Source organism: Sphingopyxis sp. KK2 (assembly GCF_001990265.1).
GTDB lineage: Bacteria > Pseudomonadota > Alphaproteobacteria > Sphingomonadales > Sphingomonadaceae > Sphingopyxis.
The window spans coordinates 25,040-46,164 of sequence record NZ_LYVN01000011.1; the positions used below are offsets into that span (position 1 = coordinate 25,040).

Here is a 21,125-nt window from a genome sequence, read left to right on the forward strand (position 1 = left end):
CCTCATGCCGCGAGCACGGCATCGCGGCCGAGGACATGGCCGATGCAGATCGCGACGCAGCCGCCGTCGCTCAGCGCGCCTTCGCCCGCCTTGACCGCCGCCGTCTCGCGCCACGCCAGAAAGGCGTTTTCGCGCAAGCGAGCCGGGGTCACCCCGTCCCGTCCGTCGACCGCGAGCGACAGGTCGCCCGAGATCACATACAGCCAGCGCTTCACCACCGCCCCTGCGGGCGACGCAACCGCGACCGGCGCCGCCGCGCCGGCAGGAATGTTCACCAGCGTCACTGCGGGCAGCCCTTCCTGTTCGGGCGACAGTTCCTTGACCAGCCAGCCCGACTGCTCGGGATGTGCCTGCCATGGGCGGTCCTGCGCGTTGAACAGGATCGGCACGCCATCGACCTCCGCCGGCACCTCGCCCTCGAACTCGACGTCGAAGGATTCGGTCGCCGCTTCGGGTTCGTGGACGTCGGTGCCGGGACCGCTGGTCCACACCAGGAATTTGGTGCCGATTTCGGGGCCCATGCTGCGGTTGATGCCGTGCAGCGCCTTCGGCGGATTTTCCAGGTAATGGTGCCGCGTCAGCTTGGTCGCGACCGGGCCGCCCTTGGGATCCGGCCAATAGAGCGCGGTCCAGTCGCCGCCGAGGACATAGTGCCGCTCGTTGACGCTGTTGTGATAATGGCGGTGGCCATTATGCGCCATGTTGCGGATGCTCTCGGTGAAGCCCGACGGCCAGTGGCTGATCCGCACCACCCCGCCGCCGGCATCCTCGCGCGACAGCAGGAGAAGCGTGCGCTTCCCGGGGTTGCGCGGATCCTCTTCGGTCGGCGTGGTGTCGGTGTCGATGAGGACATAATCCTGGGTCATAGTTTCACCTGAAATTCTGCATAAACGGTGCGTGGCGCGCCATAATATTGCGAGACGTTGAGCGACGTGCCGTTGAAATAGACCGAGTCGGTCAGATTCTTGCCGCCGACCGAGACGCGATATTTCCCGTCCTCGAATTCGACGCCGATGCTGGCTCCCAGCAGCGAATAGGCGCCCTGCGTTGCCGACGACACGTTCGACGGATCGGTGGTGTAGGTCGAGGTGTGGACATTGTCGATGTTGACGAACAGTTCGGCGTCGCTGCCGACCATCGTGCGATATTCGGCGCCGACCGAGAACTGGATCTCCGGCGTCAGGCGCGGGCGCTTGCCGGCATTGGCGCCCGACAGCGTTTTGGCGTCGAGATAGCCGAGGCTGGCGAACAGCGACAGGCCGCGCACCGGGCGCGCCTCGAACTCGGCCTCGATCCCCTTGAACTTGAAATCGGTCGCGGTGACATTGTACGGGATCGCGGTCGATTGCGTCTGCATATTGTTATAGGTCGTGTCGAACGCCGCGATATTGGCGCGCAGACGGCGACCGAACCATTCGGACTTGATCCCGATCTCGTTGTTCTTCGCGGTTTCGGACCCCGTATGGCCGAACACGACTTCGGGCACGCGCGGCGAGGCATAGGTGCTGGCAAAGCTGCCCGGACGATAGCCGGTCGAGTGCGAGGCATAGACCATCAGCGTCGGGGTGAAGGCATAATCGACGCCCAGCTTGTAGGTGAATTTCGATTCCGAGAAGTCCTCGGTGCCGCTGATCAGCGCCGCGCCGCCGCCGATCGGCGTGACGACGCGGTCGATGATCCGGCGTTCCTTGCTGACGCGACCGCCGGCCTCGAAATGCAGGCCCTCGACCGGTTCGAGGTTCAGGTTGGCAAAGGCGGCATAGCTGTTCGACACCAGATAATCGTCGACGACATGCGTGGTGTAGAGATTGGCGTCATGCTCGATCGCTTCGCGGAAATAGACGAGGCCGGCGACCCAGCTCAGCGGACCTTCGGTGTTCGAGCTGAACTGCAGTTCCTCCGAAATCTGGTCCTGCTTCTTCAGGTCCTTGAGCAGATTGCCCTGCCCCGGCAGGCGCGTCTGGTCGACGATGTCGAGCCCTTCGAGCTCGCGATAGGCCGAGATCGATTTGATGACGACCGGGCCGGCGTCATATTCGACGCGCAGGCTCTGTCCCCACGACTTGGCATAGCCCGCGCCGAGCGTGTTGATGCCAGACTTGTAGGGCGACCCGAACAGCGGCGAGCAGGCCGCGACCGCGGGCTGGCAGGTACCGCCGGTCGGCGAGGCGATGCGGGTCGGGATCGTCGAGCCCGAATCGTCGTTGTTGATGTCGGCGACATAGCTGACGCGCCAGTCGTCGGCGGGCTCCCACAGCAGCGCGAGGCGCGCGCTCTGGCGGTCGACGCCGTTGCCGCGCTGGCCGTCGGGCTGTCCCGCGGCGTTCACGCCGACGATATAGCCGTCCTGGCTGCGCGTCGACGCATCGAGCTTGACCGCCAGCTTGCCCTCGACGAGCGGGATCGACGCCCCGACGAGCAGGTCGCGGCGGTCGAAATTGCCGACCACGACGCGGCCCTTGAACGCCGAGTCATAAAGGCTGGGTTCCTTGCTGACATATTTCACCGCGCCGACGGTCGAATCGCGGCCATAGAGCGTGCCCTGCGGCCCGCGCAGGATCTCGACGCGCTCGAGGTCGAGCAGATCGACGAGCGAACCCTGCAGGCGCGGGATATAGACGTCGTCGACATAGACGCCGACCGGATTGGCAAGGTTGAAGCCGAGCGCATTGTTGCCGATGCCGCGAATGAACACCGACGCCGCGCCGGCGCCCGCGCCGGTCTGGACGATCTGGACGTTCGGCGCGCGGCCCGACAGGTCGAGCGTGTCGACGGCGCCGAGCTGTTCGAGCCGTTCGCCGCCGATCGCGGTGATCGCGACCGGGGTCGATTGCAGCCCTTCGGATACGCGGCGCGCGGTCACGGTGATTTCGGTGACGCCCTCGTCATAGCCATCGGCTGCGGCTTCCGACGCGGCGGGCTCGGCTTCGGCCTGCGCCGCCATGGCGAGGCTCGGCACGGCCGCAAGCATCACGCCCGTGAAAAATAATGCGGTTTTACGATATTGCATGACCCAATCACCTCCACTGTGCCCATGTCGCCATGGAAATTCCAGATTGTTGTTCCACCCGAAAATTATTTTATTTTTCAGTTATTTATCTTCACTCTAGATAGATCCATGGCCGCTCGGCGCGATCGGCCTCGCGCTTTGCGGCGATACTGTCCTGCCGCGTGAGCGTGAGTTCGATGGCATCCATGCCGCCGAGCAGCATCGCCCGCGCCTCGGCATCGATGGCGAAGGACCAGCGCGCGCCTCCGGCGGTCGCGACGCTGCACGCCTCAAGATCGACCGTGACCGGATGGTCGCCCGGTCGGTCGCCGAGCGAAGCGGCGATCGCGGCGATAGCGCCCGTTTCCAGTTCGACCGGGACGATGCCGTTGTTGACGCAGTTCGACCGGAAGATCGGGTTGAAGGATGCGGCGATCACCGCCCGAAACCCATATTCGGCGAGCGCCCAGGCGGCATGCTCGCGGCTCGACCCGCATCCGAAATTGGCGCCCGACAGCAGAATCTTGGCGGGCGCAAAGCGCGGATCGTTGAGAATGAAACCGGGGTCAGGCTCGCGCGACCCGACCGGATCGTACCGCCAGCCGGCAAAGAGTCCCGCCGCGAGGCCGGTCTTCGACACCGACTGCATCTCGCGCGACGGGATGATCGCATCGGTATCGACATTGTCGCGGATCAGCGGCGCGGCGATCGCGGTCAGGGCCGTGAAGGGCTGCATCAGAAAGGCCCCCGCGGATCGGCGATGACGCCGGCGATCGCCGAAGCCGCGACCGTTTCGGGCGAGGCGAGGTGCGAGCGCGTTTCGGGACCCTGGCGGCTTTCGAAATTGCGGTTGGTCGAACTGATCACGCGGCGGCGCAGACCGAAATTCTCGCCCCCGGCATAAAAGCACATCGAACAGCCCGCCTCGCGCCATTCGAAGCCCGCGTCGATGAAGATGCGGTCGATCCCTTCGGCCTCGGCGCGCGCGCGCACGTCGGTCGACCCCGGAACGCAGATCGCTTTCACGCCCGGGGCGACCTTGCGTCCGCGCAGCAGCGCGGCGGCGCGGCGCAGGTCCGACAGGCGGCTGTTGGTGCACGATCCGATGAAGGCGGCGTCGATCGGCAGCCCCGTCATGCGAATGCCGGGGCGAAGGTCCATATAGGCAAGCGCGCGGTCGTGCAGTTCGCGCGGATCGCGGTCTTCGACCTTTTCGAAATCGGGCACTTCGCCGTCGAGCGCGATCGCCTGCTGCGGGCTGACACCCCATGTGACCATCGGCGCGACGTCGCGCGCATCGATGCGATATTCGGTGTCGAACACCGCGTCATCGTCGCTGCGCAGATCGCGCCACGACGCGAGCGCGGCGCCCCATTCGGCACCCGCGGGCACGTAGCGACGACCCTTCAGATAGCCGAACACCTTGTCGTCCGGGGCGATGATCGCCGAAAAGGCGGCGAATTCGGTCGCCATGTTGCACAGGGTCAACCGTGCCTCGACGTCGAGCGCCGATACCGCCGATCCGGCATATTCGACGATATGCCCTGCCCCGCCCGCCGAACCGAAGCGGCTGAGCAGATAAAGCGCCAGATCCTTGGCGGTGACGCCGGCCGCGAGCGCGCCGTCGATCGTGATCCGCATCGTTTTCGGCCGCTTGACGCGCAGCGTCGAGGTCGCGAGCGCATGTTCGGCGGCAGTCGATCCGATGCCCCAGGCGAGCGCACCGAGCGCACCTTGCGAACAGGTGTGGCTGTCGGGACATACCAAAGTCGCGCCGGGCAGCACGATGCCGAGTTCGGGCGAGATGACATGGCCGATGCCCTGTTCGGCATCGCCAAGGTCGAACAGGGTGAGTCCGGCCGCCTTCGCGGCGTCACGCGTCGCCGTGATAAAGGCTGAACCGGACGGGATCATGGTGGCGTCGGTGCGACCCGGTTGCGTGTCCACCACATGATCCATGACGACGAACGACTGGCGCGGAGCCAATACGCAGCGCCCCGCAGCGGCGAGGCTCCTGAGAGCGACGGCGCCGGTCCGCTCATGGAGCAGGATCCGATCGACCAGGACCAAGTCGCTCGCATCGTCGATCGTCGCGACCCGGTGCATCGACCAGATCTTGTCGAACAGGGTCCGGCCGCCGGCCATCAGTCGCGCAGCCCGGACGCGGTGAAGCGTCCTTCAAAGCCTTGGGCTGCATACGCAAAAAGATGACCCTGGTCCGTCATGGTCCCCCTACCGCTGCGGATCGGGCACCCCTCGCGCCCGACTCCGATTTGGTATATGTATAGGACAATATATTTGATATAATGATAGGACAATACATAAAATTGCAACGCGGCAAGTTTTATGGCGGTCGATCGGAGGGCGCGCGCGGCTATGGCGCGAACGGCGGATAGCCGGGCTGCCGGCCGACGCGTGCGGCGCCCTGCGTTTCCGCAATTGTTATAGATTGTATATCAATGCTATGCGTCGCATGGCGACAGGGGGAGACGGGGTTCGATGGCCAGACGGATCGAGGATGCGGCGACGGGAGTCGACCGGTTCCAGCCCGTGCCGCTGTACCACCAGATTTTCCTCCAGCTGCGCGGTGAGATCGCGACCGGCGAGCGTGCCGTGGGTTCGCGGCTGCCGACCGAGCAGGAATTGTCCGACAGTTTCGGCGTGTCGCGAATCACCGCGCGCCGCGCGCTCGACGAACTGGCGCAGGCAGGTCTCGTCGCGCGCAAGCAGCGCGTCGGCACGATCGTCACCTTCCAGCCCGCCGCCAAGCCGATCGAGGGCGATATCGACCAGGCGATGGAATCGCTGCTCGCCTTTGGCCGCAACACGCAGGTCAAGCTGATCGATCTGGAAACCGTCCCGGCAGCCGCGCCAATGACCGAAATGCTCGCGGTCGAGGCCGGGACCGCGCTGGTGCGCGCGGTGCGCGTGCGCTGGCAGGACGATGCTCCGCTCGGCCATTATGTGACGCATGTGCCTGCGTCGCTCGGGGTCAATCTGACCCCCGCTTCGCTCGGCAAGACGCCGATGCTCGCATTGATCAAGGAAGCGGGAATCCGCATCGGCGCCGCCGACCAGATCATCAGCGCGACGCTGGCCGACGCCGCGCTCGCCGCCGCGCTACAGGTCGATATCGCCTCGGCGCTGCTGCGCGTCAGCCGCACCGTCTATGACGCCGACAAGCGGCCGATCCAGCATATCCAGGCGCATTTCCGCCCCGACCGCTATCAGATCCGGCTCGACCTGCACGGCGTCGCGCTCTGACGTTCAGCCGAGCGCGCCGGCAATCTCGCCGGTGGTGTGAAAGGCGGTGCCGGGCTGCTCCGCCAGATGGGCGAGCAGGCGTTCGAACGCGTCGATGCGATAGGGCAGCCCCATCACATAGGGCGTGATATTGAGCGGCAGCATCCGCCCGCCAAAGCGCTTCGCCTCGCCCGCCAGCAATACGTGTGCGTCCTGCATCTGCTGCACATAGCTATCGGCCGAATTCTGCTGCACCGTCACGATCTGCCGGTCCGACAGCTCGTGATTGATCGGCACATTGACCAGATCGCCCGCCCCGGTCGCGAAACGATAGGGCAGTTCATCGTTCACCCAGTCGCACATATAGGAAAGCCCCGCCTCTGCGAGCAGGCGCGGCGTGTTGAACGACTGCGAGCGCGCGATCGACATCCAGCCGCGTGGGCGGCTGCCCGACACGCGTTCGAGCGTATCGATCGACGCCGCGATCAGCGCGCGCTCGTCGGCCTCGGGCAGGCCCGATGCGATCGTACCGTTCATGTCGGTCGAATGGGCGACGATCTCGTGCCCCGCCGCGACAATGTCGGCGATGACCTGCGGATAGCGGGTGGCGATCGCCGCATTGACCGCTACCGATGCTCGCGCCCGGACGCGCATCAAGGCGTCGAGCATGCGGTAGAAGCCGACGCGCGAACCATATTCGCGCGCCGTATAGTGGCGATAGTCGGGATAGGGGGTGACCATATGCCCCGGCGCCCGGAAGGGCTTGTCCTCGGGGATGATTGGAAACCATTCGAGGTTGATGACGACCGCGACCGCGACCCCCTGCCCCGACGGCCAGGCGATCGGCGGCCGTTCGAACAGGTTCGACCAGCGATAATGGTCGTGATCCATCCCCGCCTTGCGCAGCGGATAGTCGAGATAGGCGGGATCGAGGGTCATGCCGGCACCTGCTGCATATAATGGTCGGCGATATCGCCCGAGCGCGTGATCCACGCGCGTCCGTCGGCGGCGATATGCTTCAGCACCTCCTCGAACGGCCCGATGCGGTGCGGCTGGCCGATCAGATAGGCGTGCAAGGGAATGCACATCACCGTCCCCGCCCCGCTCCTCTCGCCTTCGTCGGCGAGCCGCTGATATTGGCGGATCAGCGTGTCGGCATATTCGCGCGGGGACATGTTGTAGACGAAGAAGCCATAATGGTCGTTGACCTCGAGGCTGTAGGGCATCGAGATCAGCCGTCCCGACTTTACATGCACCTCGCCCGGCTGGTCGTCGTGATAGAGGTCGCAGGTATAGCGCAGCCCATATTCGGCGATCAGGTCGAGTGTGCGCGGCGTGTGCGTCAGCGCGGGGGCGAGCCAGCCCTTGATCACCTGCCCCGTCGCCTCGCGCACCGTACGGATCGAATCCTCGATCAGCGCGCGCTCCTGCGCCTCATCCATGCCGTAGCTGTAGCGGGTGTTGTAGATGCCGTGGCTGAAAAATTCCCAGCCGCGATCATTGGCGTCGGCGACCACCTCGGGCAAATGCTGGCACATCGCGACCGACAGGCTGACCGATCCCGGAAAGCCATGCTTGCTCATCGCGTCGGCCATGCGCCAATGGCCGACGCGGTTGCCGTAATCGCGGTGACCATAGCCGACGACATCGGGATGCGGCTTCGGCCAGCTCTTGCGATGCGGGTTCGCCGGCGGGTCGAGTTCGTAAAATTCGATATTGGGCGAAACCCATACCGCGACCGACTTGCCGCCGGGCCATGCGAGCGGCGGCCGGTCCCGATAGGGGCGGAAATCGTATAGCCCCGGATCCTTTTCGCCTTCGCGCATCAGCGGGCCTCCAGCCAGTCGATCACCGTCTGCACCGGCTCGACATCGGCATATTTGAGCTGGAGGTCGGTCAGGTTGGCGAAATGGTAGCTTTCATGCTTGTCGGCGCAGGTCTCGATCGGAACGATCGTGCGATACCCCCGGCTCAAACTGTCGACCGCGGCGGCGCGGACGCAGCCCGAGGTCGAGCCGCCGGTGATCACGACCGTGTCGACCTTGTGCCAGACGAGCAGGCTCTGCAGCGGCGTCTCGAAAAAGGGTGACGGCATGCGCTTGGTATAGATCGCGTCGCTTGCGGCATCGATCTCGCAGCGATCGTCGAAGGCGTGGCGGTCGCTGTCATATTTGATGTTCTGCAGGCTGTCGGGCGTATCGGTGCGCGTGCCCCAGACGCCGGCGTCGCTGGCGTCATCGGCATAGGCGACATGCGTCCAGACCACCGGCATGCCCTTCGCGCGCGCCAGCCGCGAAATCGTATTTACATAGTCGATCTGACGCGGGTCGGTTTCATAGGCGGTCTTGTACCGGTCGATCCGCGTATAGGCGTTCTGGAAATCAACGTTCACGATCGCCAGCTTTTCGCCGAAGCCGAATTTCGACCGCGCGGGGTTCGCCATCACCTCTTCGAAGATCTGGCGGGCGGTCTTGCCGTCCGAAACCATGCGCGTCCCGACGATATCGCTCATCATGCAGCCTCCAGCAGCGTAGCCGGCGCGAAGCCCAAGGGCAGTTTCGCGTCGGGCAAGAATCCGAACATTTCTTCCTGCGGCAGCGCGGCGGTGACGATCGCGCGCACCTCCAGCAGCCGGTCGATGTCGATCCCGGTGCGCAGCCCCATCGCCTCGAGCATGAACACCAGATCCTCGGTGACGATATTGCCGCTTGCGCCGGGTGCAAAGGGACAGCCGCCGATGCCGCCGAGCGACGCGTCGAGCGTCGTCAGCCCGGCATCGAGCGCCGCGAGCGCATTGGCGAGCCCCAGCCCGCGCGTATTGTGCAGATGAATGCCCGTCAGCGCAGGATCGCCGACGACGCCGCGCACGAGCTTGATCAGCCGCTTGACGGCCGCCGGATCGGCATAGCCCGTCGTGTCCGACAGCCCGACCTCGTCGCAGCCCGCATCCATCAGCGCCGCCGCGAGCCGCGCGATCTGCGCGTCGGGGATCGCCCCCTCGAGCGTGCAGCCGAAGGCGGTGGACAGGCTGCCCTCGAAATGCGGGCGGCGACCCTCGGGCGCCTCGCGCACCAGCTTGCCGATCGCGACCGCCTCGTCGATCACCTGTTCGTGGGTGCGGCGCAGATTGGCGAGGCTGTGTGTTTCGGACACCGACAGCGGCAGCGTGATCTTGTCCGCCCCCGCCGCGATCGCCGCCGCCGCGCCGCGCGCATTTGGCACCAGCACCGCGACGGTCAGGTCCGGGATCGTCTTGGCAAAGGCGACGATGTCGGCGGTGTCGGCCAGCTGCGGCAACAGCCTGGCGGGCACGAAGCTGCCGACCTCGATCTCGCGCACCCCGGCGGCGGCTTCGGCCGCGATCCACGCCTTTTTCGCCTCGGTGGACATGATCGTCGCGACGCTCTGCAACCCGTCGCGCGGCCCCACCTCGCTCACCAATATGTCGATTGCGCTCGTTCGGTCTGTCACAAATCCGGCCCTTGCTAATTTGTCATAACTATATATCAAAATGACCATCTGCCAAGTAGGGGAATCGGTGTTGGATCAAGAAAATTTGCCGTTGGCCGGGATCAGGGTCGTCGAGTTCTCGCACATGGTGATGGGGCCGTCGGTCGGCGTGATCCTGGCCGATCTGGGCGCCGACGTGATCAAGGTGGAGCCCGAGGGCGGCGACCAGACGCGCAAGCTGCTCGGGTCGGGCGCGGGCTATTTCCCGATGTTCAACCGCAACAAGCGCAGCATCTGCCTCGACCTGAAATCGGAGCGCGGACTGAGGATCGCGCGCAAGCTCGTGGCGCGCTCGGACATCCTGATCGAGAATTTCCGTCCCGGCACGCTCGCCAAGCTCGGCCTTGGTTATGCGGCGCTGTCGGCAGACAATCCGCGCCTCATCTATTGTTCGGCCAAGGGCTTCCTCAAGGGACCCTATGAACAGCGCACCGCGCTCGACGAGGTGACGCAGATGATGGGCGGGCTCGCCTATATGACCGGCCCGCCGGGACGCCCGCTCCGCGCCGGATCGTCGGTGGTCGACATCACCGGCGGCATGTTCGGGGTGATCGGCATCCTCGCGGCGCTCGAGCGGCGCCACCGCACCGGCAAGGGCGCCGAGGTCAAATGCGCGCTCTATGAAACGACCGCCTTCCTTGTCGGCCAGCATATGGCGCAGATGGCGGTGACCGGAAAGGCCGCGCAGCCGATGCCGGTGCGCGTATCGGCCTGGGCGATCTACGACGTGTTCGAAACCGCGCGCGAAGGCGAGCAATTGTTCGTCGGGGTCGTCAGCGACGGCCAGTGGAAGGCTTTCTGCGCCGCCTTCGATCTCGCCGCACTCGGCGGCAATCCCGACTATGCCCTCAACAACCAGCGCGTCGAGGCGCGCGACGCGATCCTGCCGCAGGTCCGCGCGCTTTTTGCATCGATGGCGCGCGAAGACCTGGTCGCGAAGCTCGAAGCGCTCGGCCTTCCGTTCGCGCCGATCGCGCGGCCCGACGAATTGTTCGACGACCCCCATTTGGTGCAGTCGGGCGGCCTGGTCGAAGTGTCGATTTCAGCCGATCGCAAGACCTTCCTTCCCGGCCTCCCGCTCGAGATCGACGGCGAACGCATGGCGCTGCGCCGTGACATTCCAGCCATCAACGGGGACCTTGCCGCCGTCCTGGCGGAGGTCGGCGAGGCATGATCTGAAGCCACCAAGATCGCGATGGCAGGCAGCCGCCTTTGGGAACAGTCTTTGCAGCGGCGCTTGGGTTGGCTAGCAACGAGAGCATCCCCAATCCGGCTCGCCATGCGGAGGCGAGACGACTGATCGGAAGTGGAAGCCATGCGGCGCTTGTCCTGTCTGTTTGCCGCGCGGCGTGCCCGCCCCCCTGCCATGCCGTCGCGCTTCCGATCCTACCCCGTGGGGACGGCTCTCCTGCCGCGCCGGGTCCGATGAGTGCTGCGACGATGCTCGGGCGGCGGACGTTGATCGCCGGATCGGCAGCGCTCGTCGCAGGCGCAGCGGTGTCTGCCCGCGCGCAGAGCGGAACCGCATGCCCGAACGATCGGGCCGGCTGGATCCCGTCCGACGAGCTGATACGCGAAATACCCCGGCTCATGCGGATCGCCGGGGTGCCCGGCATCGCGATGGCGGTCGTCGATGGCAGACGCCTCGCCTGGAGCCGCAGCTTCGGCGTGAAGAATATCCTGACCGGCGATCCGGTGGACGACGAGACCCTGTTCGAAGCCGCATCGATGACCAAGCCCGTCTTCGCCTATGTCGCGATGCGACTGGCTGACGAAAAGCGCCTCGACCTCGATACGCCGCTCGTCGCCTATTGCCGGCCGGCGCATTTGGGCGACGACCCGAATCTCGAGCGCATCACGGCGCGGCATGTGCTCGAACATTCGACCGGCCTGCCCAATTGGGCGTCCGAACCGCTCGTCACGCGCAGCGCGCCCGGGTCGCGCTACAGCTATTCGGGCGAAGCCTTCATCTGGCTGCAACTGGTGATCGAGACGATCATGGGCATGGGCCTTGGCAGCGTCATGAAGGCGAAGCTGTTCGACCCCGCCGGCATGCGCCACAGCAGCTTCGGTTGGGACGAGGCGATCGCCGAAGCGGGGGTGTTCGGCCATTCCGAACCGCCCGAGGGCGAGCAGGCGCTCCCGGCCCAGCCGACGCGCGAACTCGGCGACCGGCTGCTGCGGGTCGCGTCGAAATGGCGCAAGCCGATCGCGTCCTGGACCTATGAGGATTCGATCGCGGCGATGCGCGAGACCGACCCGAAAACGCCGCCGTCGACGCACGACCTGCTGGTCAATTCGGCGGGCGGGCTGCTGATGACCGCGTCGGACTATGCCCGGTTCATGCTGCTGATGATGGACCGGCCGGCGCGAGCGGACTGGGAGATCGGCGAGGCGAGCCGGCAGGCGATGCTCACCCCGCAGATCGAAGTGCGCGGCCGCGACATCGCGCGCGGGCTGGGCTGGGAGCTCGAACAATCGCCGGGAGGTCCGCTGTTCCAGCACAGCGGCAGCAATTACGGGATCTTCAAGACGCTGGGCGTCGGCGATGCCCGCAATGGCCGGGCGATCATCGTCTTCACCAACGCCGCGAACGGCAATGCCCTCGCCGCCCGGATCGTCCGGGAGGCAACGGGGATCGATCGGCTGAAATCGCTGATCTGATCGAAGCGCCTCCTGATCAGCGGTCGGTCACCCCGGCGGAAATCTTGGGCGAGCCGTTCGGCGAAGCCGGGACAGATGCCGGTTCGCCTTACGGCTCGCCCTCGATCAGAATTTGAAGCCCACTTCGATATAGACTTCGCGGTGGTTGTCGACGAACGCCGACATGTCGGCGAGCACGCCCGGCCCGGCGGTCCCGGTGCCCGTCCCGCCGGCGAACGGGATATCGTTCGCCGCCGTGACGACCAGCTCGTTGGTCAGGTTGCGGCCGATCAGGCCGATCGTCCAGCGATCGTCGGGACCGTTGACGCGGATCGCGGCATCGAGCTTCGCATAGGCTTTCTGGACGGCGTCGGGGCGCAGCGTGTCGGTGAAATTATATTTGCCGGTGTAGCTGACGTCGCTCGACAATTGCAGCGTCCAGCCCGTGTCGGTGAGCGGCATGTCATAGCTCGCCCCGATGCGCCCCGCGAAGCGCGGCGCCTTTGGCGGCGTGCGGCCGTCATAATCCTGGCTGGTGAAGGGCGGAGAATTCGGGGTCAACGGATTGGCCCCCAACAGGTTGCAGCCGGCCGCGATCGTCTGGCCGCCATAGCATTGGCCGACATAGTCCTTGTAGCTGGCATCGTTGAACGCCGCCGCGCCGCGCAGCGAGAAATTGCCGAGGCGCCAGTTGAAGTCGCCCTCAATGCCCTTGACGCGCAGCGTCCCCGCATTGGCGACGACCTGGCCGATCGTTACCGGATCGAAATTCTGCACCTGCAGGTCGAGATAGTCGTAATAATAAGCGGTGGCGTTCAGCGAGAGCGCACCGTCGAGCAGGATCGCGCGCGCGCCGACCTCGCCGCCCCGGGCCCGTTCGGCGCCATATTGGCCCGCCGCCACCGTCGCGGCGGGAGTCAGCGTCTGCGAGATATTGAACCCGCCCGATTTGAAGCCTTCCTTGTACGCGGCATAGAAGGTCAGGTCGCGCGAGGGTTTGTAGCGTAGCGTCACCTGCGGCGACACGTCGCTCTCGCGATAGCGATCGTCGAGGCGCAGCCCGGACGGGAAGGCGGCGGCAAAGGCAAGATGCGCCGGCAGCGACGTCTGATAGCTGTCGCGCGATTCATAGCTCCAGCGCGCGCCGCCCGCGAGTTCGATCGAGTCCGACAGGTTCGCGGTGACTTCGCCGAACGCCGACATCGAGCTTCCCGAAAAGCCGTTGTCGCGCTTGAAGGTCGTATAGGTGTTGGTCACCGGGCTGATCGGCACCGGGAAGATATAGGCGTCGGTGTTGAAGATGAACTTGTTGCTCGACACGAACAGCCCGAACAGCGCATTGACCGGCCCGTCCCATTTCGACTGGAAGCGCAATTCTTCCGACGTCTGGCGATAATCGGCGAGCTGCGAGAAGGTCGCCGGATAGGCCTCGCCCGACACATTGTTGAGGTCGGTCTGCCGGAAACGATAATAGGAGGTGATCGAGGTGACGTCGAACACGTCGCTTTCGAGCGTTGCGGTGAGGATGCCGAAGCCCGACTTCAGCCGCGAATACATATGCCCGTCGCCGGCATAGCGATAATTGGCCTGCGCCACGGCGACCGGGATCGTCGCGCTGTCCGAACGGCCGTCGATCCGGCAATCGGCGTTGGGGCTGGGCGGGATGCCCGCGGGGCCGCCGAAGGGGTTGGGCGAAAAGGGCGTGGTGCGGCCGCCGCCACAGATACGCTCGACGATGTCGGTCGGGCCGCCGTCCTTCTGGTCGGTGTAGCCGGTCTTGACCTGAAAGCTCAGATTGTCGGTCGCGTCCCATTCGATCGTCGCGCGGCCGCTGTAGGTTCGGCCGAAGCCGCGATATTTGGCATTGCGGTGGCGCTGCATGCCGAGCGGGTCGAGATAGGTTTCGGCCGCGGTGTTGGTGAAGGCACCTTCGCTGTCGGAGACGCGGAACGCGAGGCGCGCGCGCAGCCCGTCGGCGAGCGGACCCGAGATATAGCCTTCGCCATATTTTTCCTGCGCCTCGAAACCATAGCCCGCCTTGAAGCCCGCCTCGAACACGTCGCGCGGGTTGTTGGTCGACACCGCGATCAGGCCGCCGGTCGCATTCTTGCCGAAGAACAGCGCCTGCGGCCCCTTGAGCACTTCGACGCGCTGGACGTCATATTGGCTGAGACTGATTTCGCGGCCGCGGCTCATCGGCATGCCGTCAACGACGAAGGACACCGACTGGTCGAACCCGGCGCTGAGCGCGGTCGATCCGACCCCGCGCAGGAAGATGCTGGCCGACGAGCCCGACGCCGCCTTGCCCGCGACCATCGTCGGGACGAGCGAGGCCATGTCGCTGAATTCGGTGACCGCATAATTGTCGAGCGCAGCGCCGCCGAGCGCGGTGATGGCGACCGGCGCGTCGATCAGGCGTTCGTCGCGGCGGCGCGCGGTGACGATGATTTCGCCATCGGCGGGCACATCGGCGGTCTCGGCAGCGGCGGGCGCAGGATCGGCTGCGGCTGTCTGGGCATGGGTCGGAAGGGCTGCCCCTGCGGCAACGATGATCGAAGCCAGGCAGGCGTGGCGGATAACGCGAAGCGAAGCACTGCGGTCCATGAAGGGTCCTCTCCAAAAAAGCAGGCCGTCAGCCGCGGCCCTTGCCCAATAACCTATTACTATTAGATTTAATGTCAATCGGTAAATTTAACGCCGTGAGGTTTTCGCGGGCGCGGATTATCATATTGTATAGGTTGGATTTTTTATGGCTTCCCGGCCGTTCCGACGCGAAGCGTGCGCCGCGCAAAGGCGATCACGCCGTCGTTGAAGGCATCGTTCCGGTCGCCCGCCACCATATGCCCCGCGCCCGCCACATCGAGCAATTCGAGGCGCGGCAACATGCGGCGGAACGCCGCGACACCCGCGTCGCCGACGACATCGCTCGACAGCCCGCGAACGAGCAGCACGGGCAGGTCGGGAAGCGCCGCGAGCGCGGCCGCCGCGCGCTGGACCACGCCATGGTGGTGCGACGCCGGGTCGGCGATGATCCGCGGGTCCCAGTGCCAGCGCAGCCGTCCGTCCTCGCCCTCACGCAAATTCTTCATCAGCCCGCCGCCGTCGGGCGGCGCGCTGCGTTGCGGATTATAGGCCGCGACCGCCGCGACCGCCTCGTCGATCGTCGCGAACCCGTCGGGGCTCCCCCGCATGAACGAGACGATGCGTTCGATCCCGCGCGGGTCGGGCTCGGGAACGATGTCGACGAGGACGACGCCGGCGGGGCGCAGCCCGCGATCGACCGCGACGATCGAGGTCGCGCCGCCGAGCGAGGCGCCAACGAGAATGAAGGGCGTGCGCAACTGCGCGACGACCGTTGCCAGGTCGTCGGCGCGGTCGGCGAGCTGATAGGCGCCCTCGGGCGACCAGTCGCTTTCGCCATGCCCGCGCGCGTCATAGTTGATGACCTGAAAGCCGTCGGCGAGCAGCCGGTCGACCGCGCGGCTCCAGCTATGGCGCGTCTGGCCGCCGCCGTGGAGCAGGATGACCGCGGGGGCGTCGGGGCTTCCCCCGCGATCGGCGACCAGCCGGACGCCGTCGCGCGCCGTGAAGACGGTTCGTTGCAAGATGTCCGCCACTCGCTGTCCTCTCCTGCTTGCCCAAAGCCTGAGCCATGGCTTATCTAACGTCAATAGATTTATCGAGGGACGGTTAAACCGATTCCTTTTAGGCTGGCGCACTTTGGCCGCGACTGCCATGACCGACGCAAACAGGGGAAGATTTCTTGGCACGACCTTCGAAACCATTGATCTCGCGCGGCAATGCCGCCGAAGCCGCGCTCGAAGTGATCGACGAACATGGGCTCGAAGAGCTGAGCCTCGGTCTCGTGGCCAAAAAACTCGGCGTGCGCCCGCCATCGCTCTATCATCATTTCAAGGACAAGTCGGAGCTGTTGCAGGAGGTCGCGCGCATCATGCTGGTGCGCATCACGCTGATGGACAGCGGCGATGAATCCTATGAGGAGCGCATCGTTGCGATCTGCGTTTCGACGCGTCGCGCCTTGCTCCGCCACCCCAATGCCGCACCGCTGATCCTGCGCTATTTCCCCAAGCATATGCTGCTCGCCGCCTATGACCGGGCGGCGCGCGACGAGCCATTCCCGACCGAGATCCAGCTCGTCGTGATCGAGGCGATCGAGCGGCTGACCTATGGCACCGCGCTGTTCGAGGCCGCAGCGCGCGCACGCGGCGTCGACCCGATGCCCTTTGTCGATCCCGACAAATATCCCAACCTGGCAAAGGCGATCGCCGACAGCCCCTTCGACGACGAGGAGTTGTTCGTCGAATCGCTGCGCATCTTCCTGACCGGCGTGCGCGCGCGGCTGGCGCAGGGCACGATGGGCCGGTCGCTCAACCCTGCGGCGGCCTGACGACCGTCAGGGAATTTCGTTCGCGAAGATCGCCGAGCTGACCGTCGGCGCGCCGGGGCCGCCCGCGAGCAGGCAGGTTCGCGCGCCCGGCACCGGATTGGCCGACTCGCCGCGCAGCTGCTTCACCGCTTCATAGGCGGTGCCGATGCCGTGGATGAAGCCTTGCGCGAAATTGCCGCCGCCGGTGTTCACCGGCAGCTTGCCCGTCGGCGCGATGAGGTTGTCGAAGCGCACCACTTCGGCGACATTCTCATAGGTGCAGAAGCCATGGTCGATCAGCGACGCGACGCCCTGCGCGCTGAAATTCTCATAAAGCTGCACCACGTCGATGTCGGCGGGCGATAGACCAGTTTCGGCGTAGAGTCGCCGCGCGATCGGACGGAAACCAGCGGTCGCGTACAGCGCCTCGTCATCGTTTTCGAGCAGGTCGCCCCACCCCTTCTCGGCGCCGTTCGCGCAGCCGAGCAGATAGGCGGGCGGCCTTTTCAGATCGCGCGCGCGCTCGGCCGACACCATCAGGAAGGCGGCGGCGCCGTCATTCTCGCGGCTGCAGTCGAACAGCCGGAAGGGCTCGGCGATCCAGCGCGAATTGCGCATCTCTTCGAGGTCGAATTCGCTGCCATAGGCGACCGCCTCGGGATTGCGCGATCCGTGATAATAGGAGGCGCGTACCAGCTCCTCGGCAACCGATGCCGGTACGCCATGATGTTCGTACATGCGATTGGCGCGGATCGCGCACACCTGTGCCGGCGCGACGATTCCGGCGGCGAGCATATGATCGTTGAGATGATGCGCCATCACCGCCGCCGACAGCCGCCCGCTCGATCCCTCGACCAGCGCGCGGAAGACGATCACCGCGCTCGCCTGCCCCGACAAGATCGCCGCCGCCGCGAGGCCGAATGCGCCCGCGACGCCGCCGCCGCCGCCGCCCCAGACGACGCTCGACCATTTGAGCTCGCGCGTGCCGAGCGCCGGCATCAGCCGCACGGGTTCGTTCTTGTCGTCGCCATAAGAGACGAAGCCGTCGACCTCGGCGGGATCGAAGCCCGCATCGGCGCAGGCCGCAAGGATCGCCTCGACGAGTACGCCCTGTTCAGGCAGCGGCGAGGCGCCGCGCTTATACTGGCGCAGACCGATGCCCGCGACCGCGGTGGTTCCGTAAAGCGGATGCATCAGCCGCGGCTCCAGATAATCGTGGGAATGTCGCGGCCCTCGACGCGCGTCGCGCCGATCCGCCCGGCGATGGCTTCGCCGATCGCCGGATCGACCTGGTCGGGATCGTCGAGGCGGCCGAGCAGCCGGATCCCGCAATCGTCGACCGTCGCGACGATCGAGACGAAAGGCAGATCGAGGCTCTCGGTAAAACCGAAGCGGTGCCAGGTCCGCGTCCACGAAAAGATCGTCGCGCGCATCGACCGCTCGACCCATTCTATCGTCTCACTGCCGCAGGGACCGCAGCGGCTCACCGCCGGCCACAGCCAGTCGCCGCAACCGCCGCAGCGCGGAAGCATCAGCCGGCCTTCGGCGAGGCCATTCCAATAGGGCGCATCGGCGCCGTCATTCGCATCCATGATCAGCCCGCCACCGTCCACTCGAGCGGCAGCGTTTCGAGCGCCATCACCGTGCCGATGCGGAACGCATGTTTTTCGCCCGGCGTCGCGCGAAAGGCCGGAACGCGCTTCACCCATTCCTCGGTCAGGATGCGCAACTCGGCGCGGCCAAGGACATGGCCGACACACAGATGCGGACCCGAGGAGAAGGTCAGGTGCGCGGTCTTCTTCCGGTCGAGATCGAACGCATTCGGCGCCTCGAACTTCGCGGGGTCGCGGCTGCCGAGGCAGAGGATATTGAGCACCATCTCGCCCTCGCGAAACTGCGCCTCGCCGATCGCCTGATCCTGCACCACCAATCGCGGGGTGTTGACGACGCCATAGAGGCGCACCGCCTCGTCGGCGAAGGCGGAGATCAGCGACGGGTCGGCGGCGAGCCGCGCCTGGACATCGGGCATCTGCGCGAGCTGCTGAAAGGCGAAGCCGGTGACGTTGGTCACCGTATCCATCCCGCCGAGGAAGAGCACGAAGCTCATCGCGAGGATCTCGTCGTCGCTCATCGTCCGGCCGTCGATATCGACGGTAATGAAGTGCGACATCAGCTTGTCGTCGGGCGCGGCCCTTTTTTCCTCGATCAGCGCCTTCATCTCGCCGAGGATCGCGGCGCTGAGCCGGCCCATTTCGGCCTCGTCATTCTGCGCCGAGAAAAAGGCCTCGGCGAGCGCGCGGAAATCATGGAGCCGCGACAGGTCCATACCCATCAGTTCCATGAAGACGCTGACCGGGAACAGCTTCGCCAGATCGGCCTGAAAATCGCACGCGCCCTTCGCGGCGACGGCGTCGACCAGTTCGACCGCCCATTCGCGGATACGCGGTTCGAGCGCCTTGATCGCCGCCGGTCCGAACATCGGCATCATCGCCCGGCGATAGGGCAGATTCTCGGGCGGATCGAGGCTGAGCGGAATGAAGAAAGGCGGGTTCTCGACGCGCGGGATCTGCATCTCGCGGACCGAGAAATGCTCGGGATCGAGCACGACCTGGCTGATGGCATCGAAGCTCTTGACGATCCAGTGGCCGCCGTTGAGCCGGGTCCAGAAGATGTCGGGCGCATCGGCCAGCGCCGCTGCATAGGTTCCCTGCACATCCTCGCCGATGCGCGGATCGGCATAGATGTCGAAATCGAAAACCAGATGCGCCGGAATATGCGGCGGCACCGGCGCGGCGGCGAGCCCAAGGGCGGTCATATGTTGCTCCTCATCGCACGCGCTCCATCGTCTCGTGCGCGCCGGCGTACAGCTCGCGCACTGCGGGTTTGGACAATTTTCCGGTGGCCAGTCGCGGCAGCGGGTCGGCCGAAAAGGCGACGTAACGCGGTACCTTGTAGTTCGAGAGATTGACGTTGCAGTGCGCGATAAGCGCCGCAACATTGACCTCGGCCGTACCATGATAGACGACGAACGGAGTCTCGCCGAACTTCTCATCGGGCGCGGCGATCGCCAGCGCCTCGACCACGCCGGGGAATTCGCAGACCACGCGTTCGACCTCGGCGGCCGAGATGTTGAGCCCGCCCGAGATGATCAGGTCCTTCATCCGGTCAACGAAGGTCAGCAGGCCGCGCTCGTCGAGCGTCCCGATATCGCCCGACCAGAGCCAGCCGTCGCGGATCGCCTTGGCCGTCTCTTCCGGGTTGCGCCAATAACCCTGCATCATCCCCGGCGAGCGCATGACGATCTCGCCCGGTTCGCCGGGATCGCAGGGGCTGCCGTCGGGACGCAGCACACGCACTTCCATGAAGATACCGCCCCATCCGCATTTCTCGGGCTCGTCGATCGCCAGATGCTCCGGCATCATGGTGACGTTTCCGCCGACCTCGGTCTGGCCGTAAATCTGGCGGATCGTGATGCCCTTCGTCTTCCAGATGTCGAGCAATTGCCGGCTGACCCGCGCGCCGCCTGCGGTGGCGAGGCGGATCGACGACAGATCGGCATCGGTGAAGCCGGGCGCGCGCGCGATCGCCTCAAAAAAAGTCGGCACCGCGCCGAAGCAATTGATCTTCTCGTCCTGCAGCAGTTGCAGGATCGCGTCGGGAACGAAGGCGGGCTCCATGAAGATGGTGCAGCCCTGTGTCGTGTAATGCATCAGCTGGACGAAGCCCGCCGAGGTGTTGAGCGGCGCCAGGCTGATCACGCGCGCGCCGGGCGACGAGGAGGTCTCCTCGAGCGACCAGCAGGCAGCATAAGCGGTCATCGAACGGTTGGTGAAGACGACGCCCTTGGGCTTTGCGGTCGAGCCGCTTGTCGCGATGATGACGACCGGCGCGTCGGGCTGCGGATCATGGGCGGGCGCCGCGTCGGCGCCGTGCCGCAGCACCTCGATCTCGGCCATCGGGCGCGGGCTCAGCCCCGCCGCCGCGACATTGGCCTCGAACTCGGGTGCTGCAAAAGTGAAGCGCGGTTCGGTCGTCTCGCACAATTCGCGTATTTCGCGCGGGGTGAAACGGAAGTTGACCGGATTGACGATGCCGCCTGCGCGGATGATGCCCATGAGCAGCGCGCAATAGGCCAGGCTGTTGGTCGAGCAGATCGCGACGCGGTCGCCGGGTTGCAAGCCGTCGGCCTCGAGCATCGCCGCGACGCGGTCGGACCAGCCCTTATAATCGGCATAGGTCAGCCGGTCGCCGCCGAGCACGACGGCGGGCTGTTCGGGCCGCATGCGCGCCCACCAATCCATAGCGCTTGGCAAAGTCTGCGCCATCAGTCCCTCTCCGTCCGGTCTGTTGCCG

The 21,125-nt window shown here is 65.7% G+C and carries 18 protein-coding genes; 4 read left to right on the top strand and 14 right to left on the bottom strand.

All coding sequences use genetic code 11. The annotated features are described in order from the left end of the window. Positions 1-2 precede the first annotated feature (2 nt). The 4 genes from B1A78_RS03210 to B1A78_RS03225 all read right to left on the bottom strand — a co-directional run bounded on the left by B1A78_RS03210 (position 3) and on the right by B1A78_RS03225 (position 5,134). Entirely contained in the window at positions 3-866 is an 864-nt protein-coding gene (locus tag B1A78_RS03210; protein WP_077145568.1) for a hypothetical protein, read from the bottom strand. Beyond that, on the bottom strand, positions 863-3,010 hold the full coding sequence (locus B1A78_RS03215) for a TonB-dependent receptor (protein WP_083733786.1): 2,148 nt from the start codon (positions 3,008-3,010) through the stop codon (positions 863-865). Before B1A78_RS03215 ends, B1A78_RS03210 begins: the two co-directional genes overlap by 4 nt. A gap of 91 nt (positions 3,011-3,101) precedes the next feature. Then, entirely contained in the window at positions 3,102-3,725 is a 624-nt protein-coding gene (gene leuD / locus B1A78_RS03220; protein WP_077145570.1) for a 3-isopropylmalate dehydratase small subunit, read from the bottom strand. Next, complete coding sequence (locus tag B1A78_RS03225; RefSeq protein ID WP_077145571.1) at positions 3,725-5,134, bottom strand: 3-isopropylmalate dehydratase large subunit; 1,410 nt, start codon at positions 5,132-5,134, stop codon at positions 3,725-3,727. The genes leuD and B1A78_RS03225 overlap by 1 nt, the downstream gene beginning before the upstream one ends. A gap of 354 nt (positions 5,135-5,488) precedes the next feature. Between B1A78_RS03225 and B1A78_RS03230 the strand changes: the two genes are divergently transcribed. Then, positions 5,489-6,253, top strand: a complete 765-nt coding sequence (locus B1A78_RS03230; protein ID WP_077145572.1) for a GntR family transcriptional regulator — start codon at positions 5,489-5,491, stop codon at positions 6,251-6,253. A 3-nt stretch (positions 6,254-6,256) separates the two neighbouring features. On the opposite strand, the gene B1A78_RS03235 is transcribed toward B1A78_RS03230, so the two are convergent. Genes B1A78_RS03235 through B1A78_RS03250 form a run of 4 tightly spaced genes read right to left on the bottom strand, consistent with a single transcriptional unit; the run spans position 6,257 to position 9,703 of the window. Next, positions 6,257-7,171, bottom strand: coding sequence for a polysaccharide deacetylase family protein (locus B1A78_RS03235; protein WP_077145573.1), 915 nt, complete (start codon positions 7,169-7,171; stop codon positions 6,257-6,259). Next, positions 7,168-8,058 carry a polysaccharide deacetylase family protein gene (locus B1A78_RS03240; protein WP_077145574.1) on the bottom strand — a complete coding sequence of 297 codons (891 nt, stop codon included), beginning with the start codon at positions 8,056-8,058 and terminating at the stop codon, positions 7,168-7,170. The genes B1A78_RS03235 and B1A78_RS03240 overlap by 4 nt, the downstream gene beginning before the upstream one ends. Beyond that, positions 8,058-8,744 carry an isochorismatase family protein gene (locus B1A78_RS03245; RefSeq protein WP_218667930.1) on the bottom strand — a complete coding sequence of 229 codons (687 nt, stop codon included), beginning with the start codon at positions 8,742-8,744 and terminating at the stop codon, positions 8,058-8,060. Before B1A78_RS03245 ends, B1A78_RS03240 begins: the two co-directional genes overlap by 1 nt. Continuing rightward, a complete protein-coding gene (locus B1A78_RS03250; protein WP_256837440.1) occupies positions 8,744-9,703 on the bottom strand; it encodes a hydroxymethylglutaryl-CoA lyase in 960 nt (319 codons plus the stop codon). The genes B1A78_RS03245 and B1A78_RS03250 overlap by 1 nt, the downstream gene beginning before the upstream one ends. Positions 9,704-9,794: 91 nt before the next feature. On the opposite strand from B1A78_RS03250, the gene B1A78_RS03255 reads away from it, so the two are divergent. Together B1A78_RS03255 and B1A78_RS03260 are read left to right on the top strand one after the other, a co-directional pair. Next, positions 9,795-10,916, top strand: a complete 1,122-nt coding sequence (locus B1A78_RS03255; protein WP_306171641.1) for a CaiB/BaiF CoA-transferase family protein — start codon at positions 9,795-9,797, stop codon at positions 10,914-10,916. 251 nt (positions 10,917-11,167) lie between these two features. Then, positions 11,168-12,406, top strand: coding sequence for a serine hydrolase (locus B1A78_RS03260; RefSeq protein WP_218667931.1), 1,239 nt, complete (start codon positions 11,168-11,170; stop codon positions 12,404-12,406). 105 nt (positions 12,407-12,511) lie between these two features. On the opposite strand, the gene B1A78_RS03265 is transcribed toward B1A78_RS03260, so the two are convergent. Together B1A78_RS03265 and B1A78_RS03270 are read right to left on the bottom strand one after the other, a co-directional pair. Then, positions 12,512-14,989 carry a TonB-dependent receptor gene (locus B1A78_RS03265; RefSeq protein ID WP_077145576.1) on the bottom strand — a complete coding sequence of 826 codons (2,478 nt, stop codon included), beginning with the start codon at positions 14,987-14,989 and terminating at the stop codon, positions 12,512-12,514. Between the two features lie 143 nt (positions 14,990-15,132). Continuing rightward, positions 15,133-16,002, bottom strand: a complete 870-nt coding sequence (locus B1A78_RS03270) for an alpha/beta fold hydrolase (RefSeq protein ID WP_077145577.1) — start codon at positions 16,000-16,002, stop codon at positions 15,133-15,135. 146 nt (positions 16,003-16,148) lie between these two features. Here B1A78_RS03270 and B1A78_RS03275 point away from each other — a divergent pair, with 146 nt between their 5' ends. Next, entirely contained in the window at positions 16,149-16,793 is a 645-nt protein-coding gene (locus B1A78_RS03275; protein ID WP_077145578.1) for a TetR/AcrR family transcriptional regulator, read from the top strand. A gap of 6 nt (positions 16,794-16,799) precedes the next feature. On the opposite strand, the gene B1A78_RS03280 is transcribed toward B1A78_RS03275, so the two are convergent. The 4 genes from B1A78_RS03280 to B1A78_RS03295 are packed head-to-tail and all read right to left on the bottom strand — an operon-like array spanning position 16,800 to position 21,097. After that, positions 16,800-17,966, bottom strand: coding sequence for a transporter (locus tag B1A78_RS03280; RefSeq protein WP_077145579.1), 1,167 nt, complete (start codon positions 17,964-17,966; stop codon positions 16,800-16,802). Then, positions 17,966-18,364 (bottom strand): Zn-ribbon domain-containing OB-fold protein, encoded by a 399-nt coding sequence (locus B1A78_RS03285; RefSeq protein WP_179101966.1) that lies wholly within the window; start codon positions 18,362-18,364, stop codon positions 17,966-17,968. Before B1A78_RS03285 ends, B1A78_RS03280 begins: the two co-directional genes overlap by 1 nt. 2 nt (positions 18,365-18,366) lie before the next feature. Continuing rightward, positions 18,367-19,587, bottom strand: a complete 1,221-nt coding sequence (locus B1A78_RS03290; RefSeq protein WP_077145581.1) for a cytochrome P450 — start codon at positions 19,585-19,587, stop codon at positions 18,367-18,369. A gap of 10 nt (positions 19,588-19,597) precedes the next feature. Further along, positions 19,598-21,097, bottom strand: coding sequence for a class I adenylate-forming enzyme family protein (locus B1A78_RS03295; RefSeq protein ID WP_077145582.1), 1,500 nt, complete (start codon positions 21,095-21,097; stop codon positions 19,598-19,600). Between the last annotated feature and the right edge of the window lie 28 nt (positions 21,098-21,125).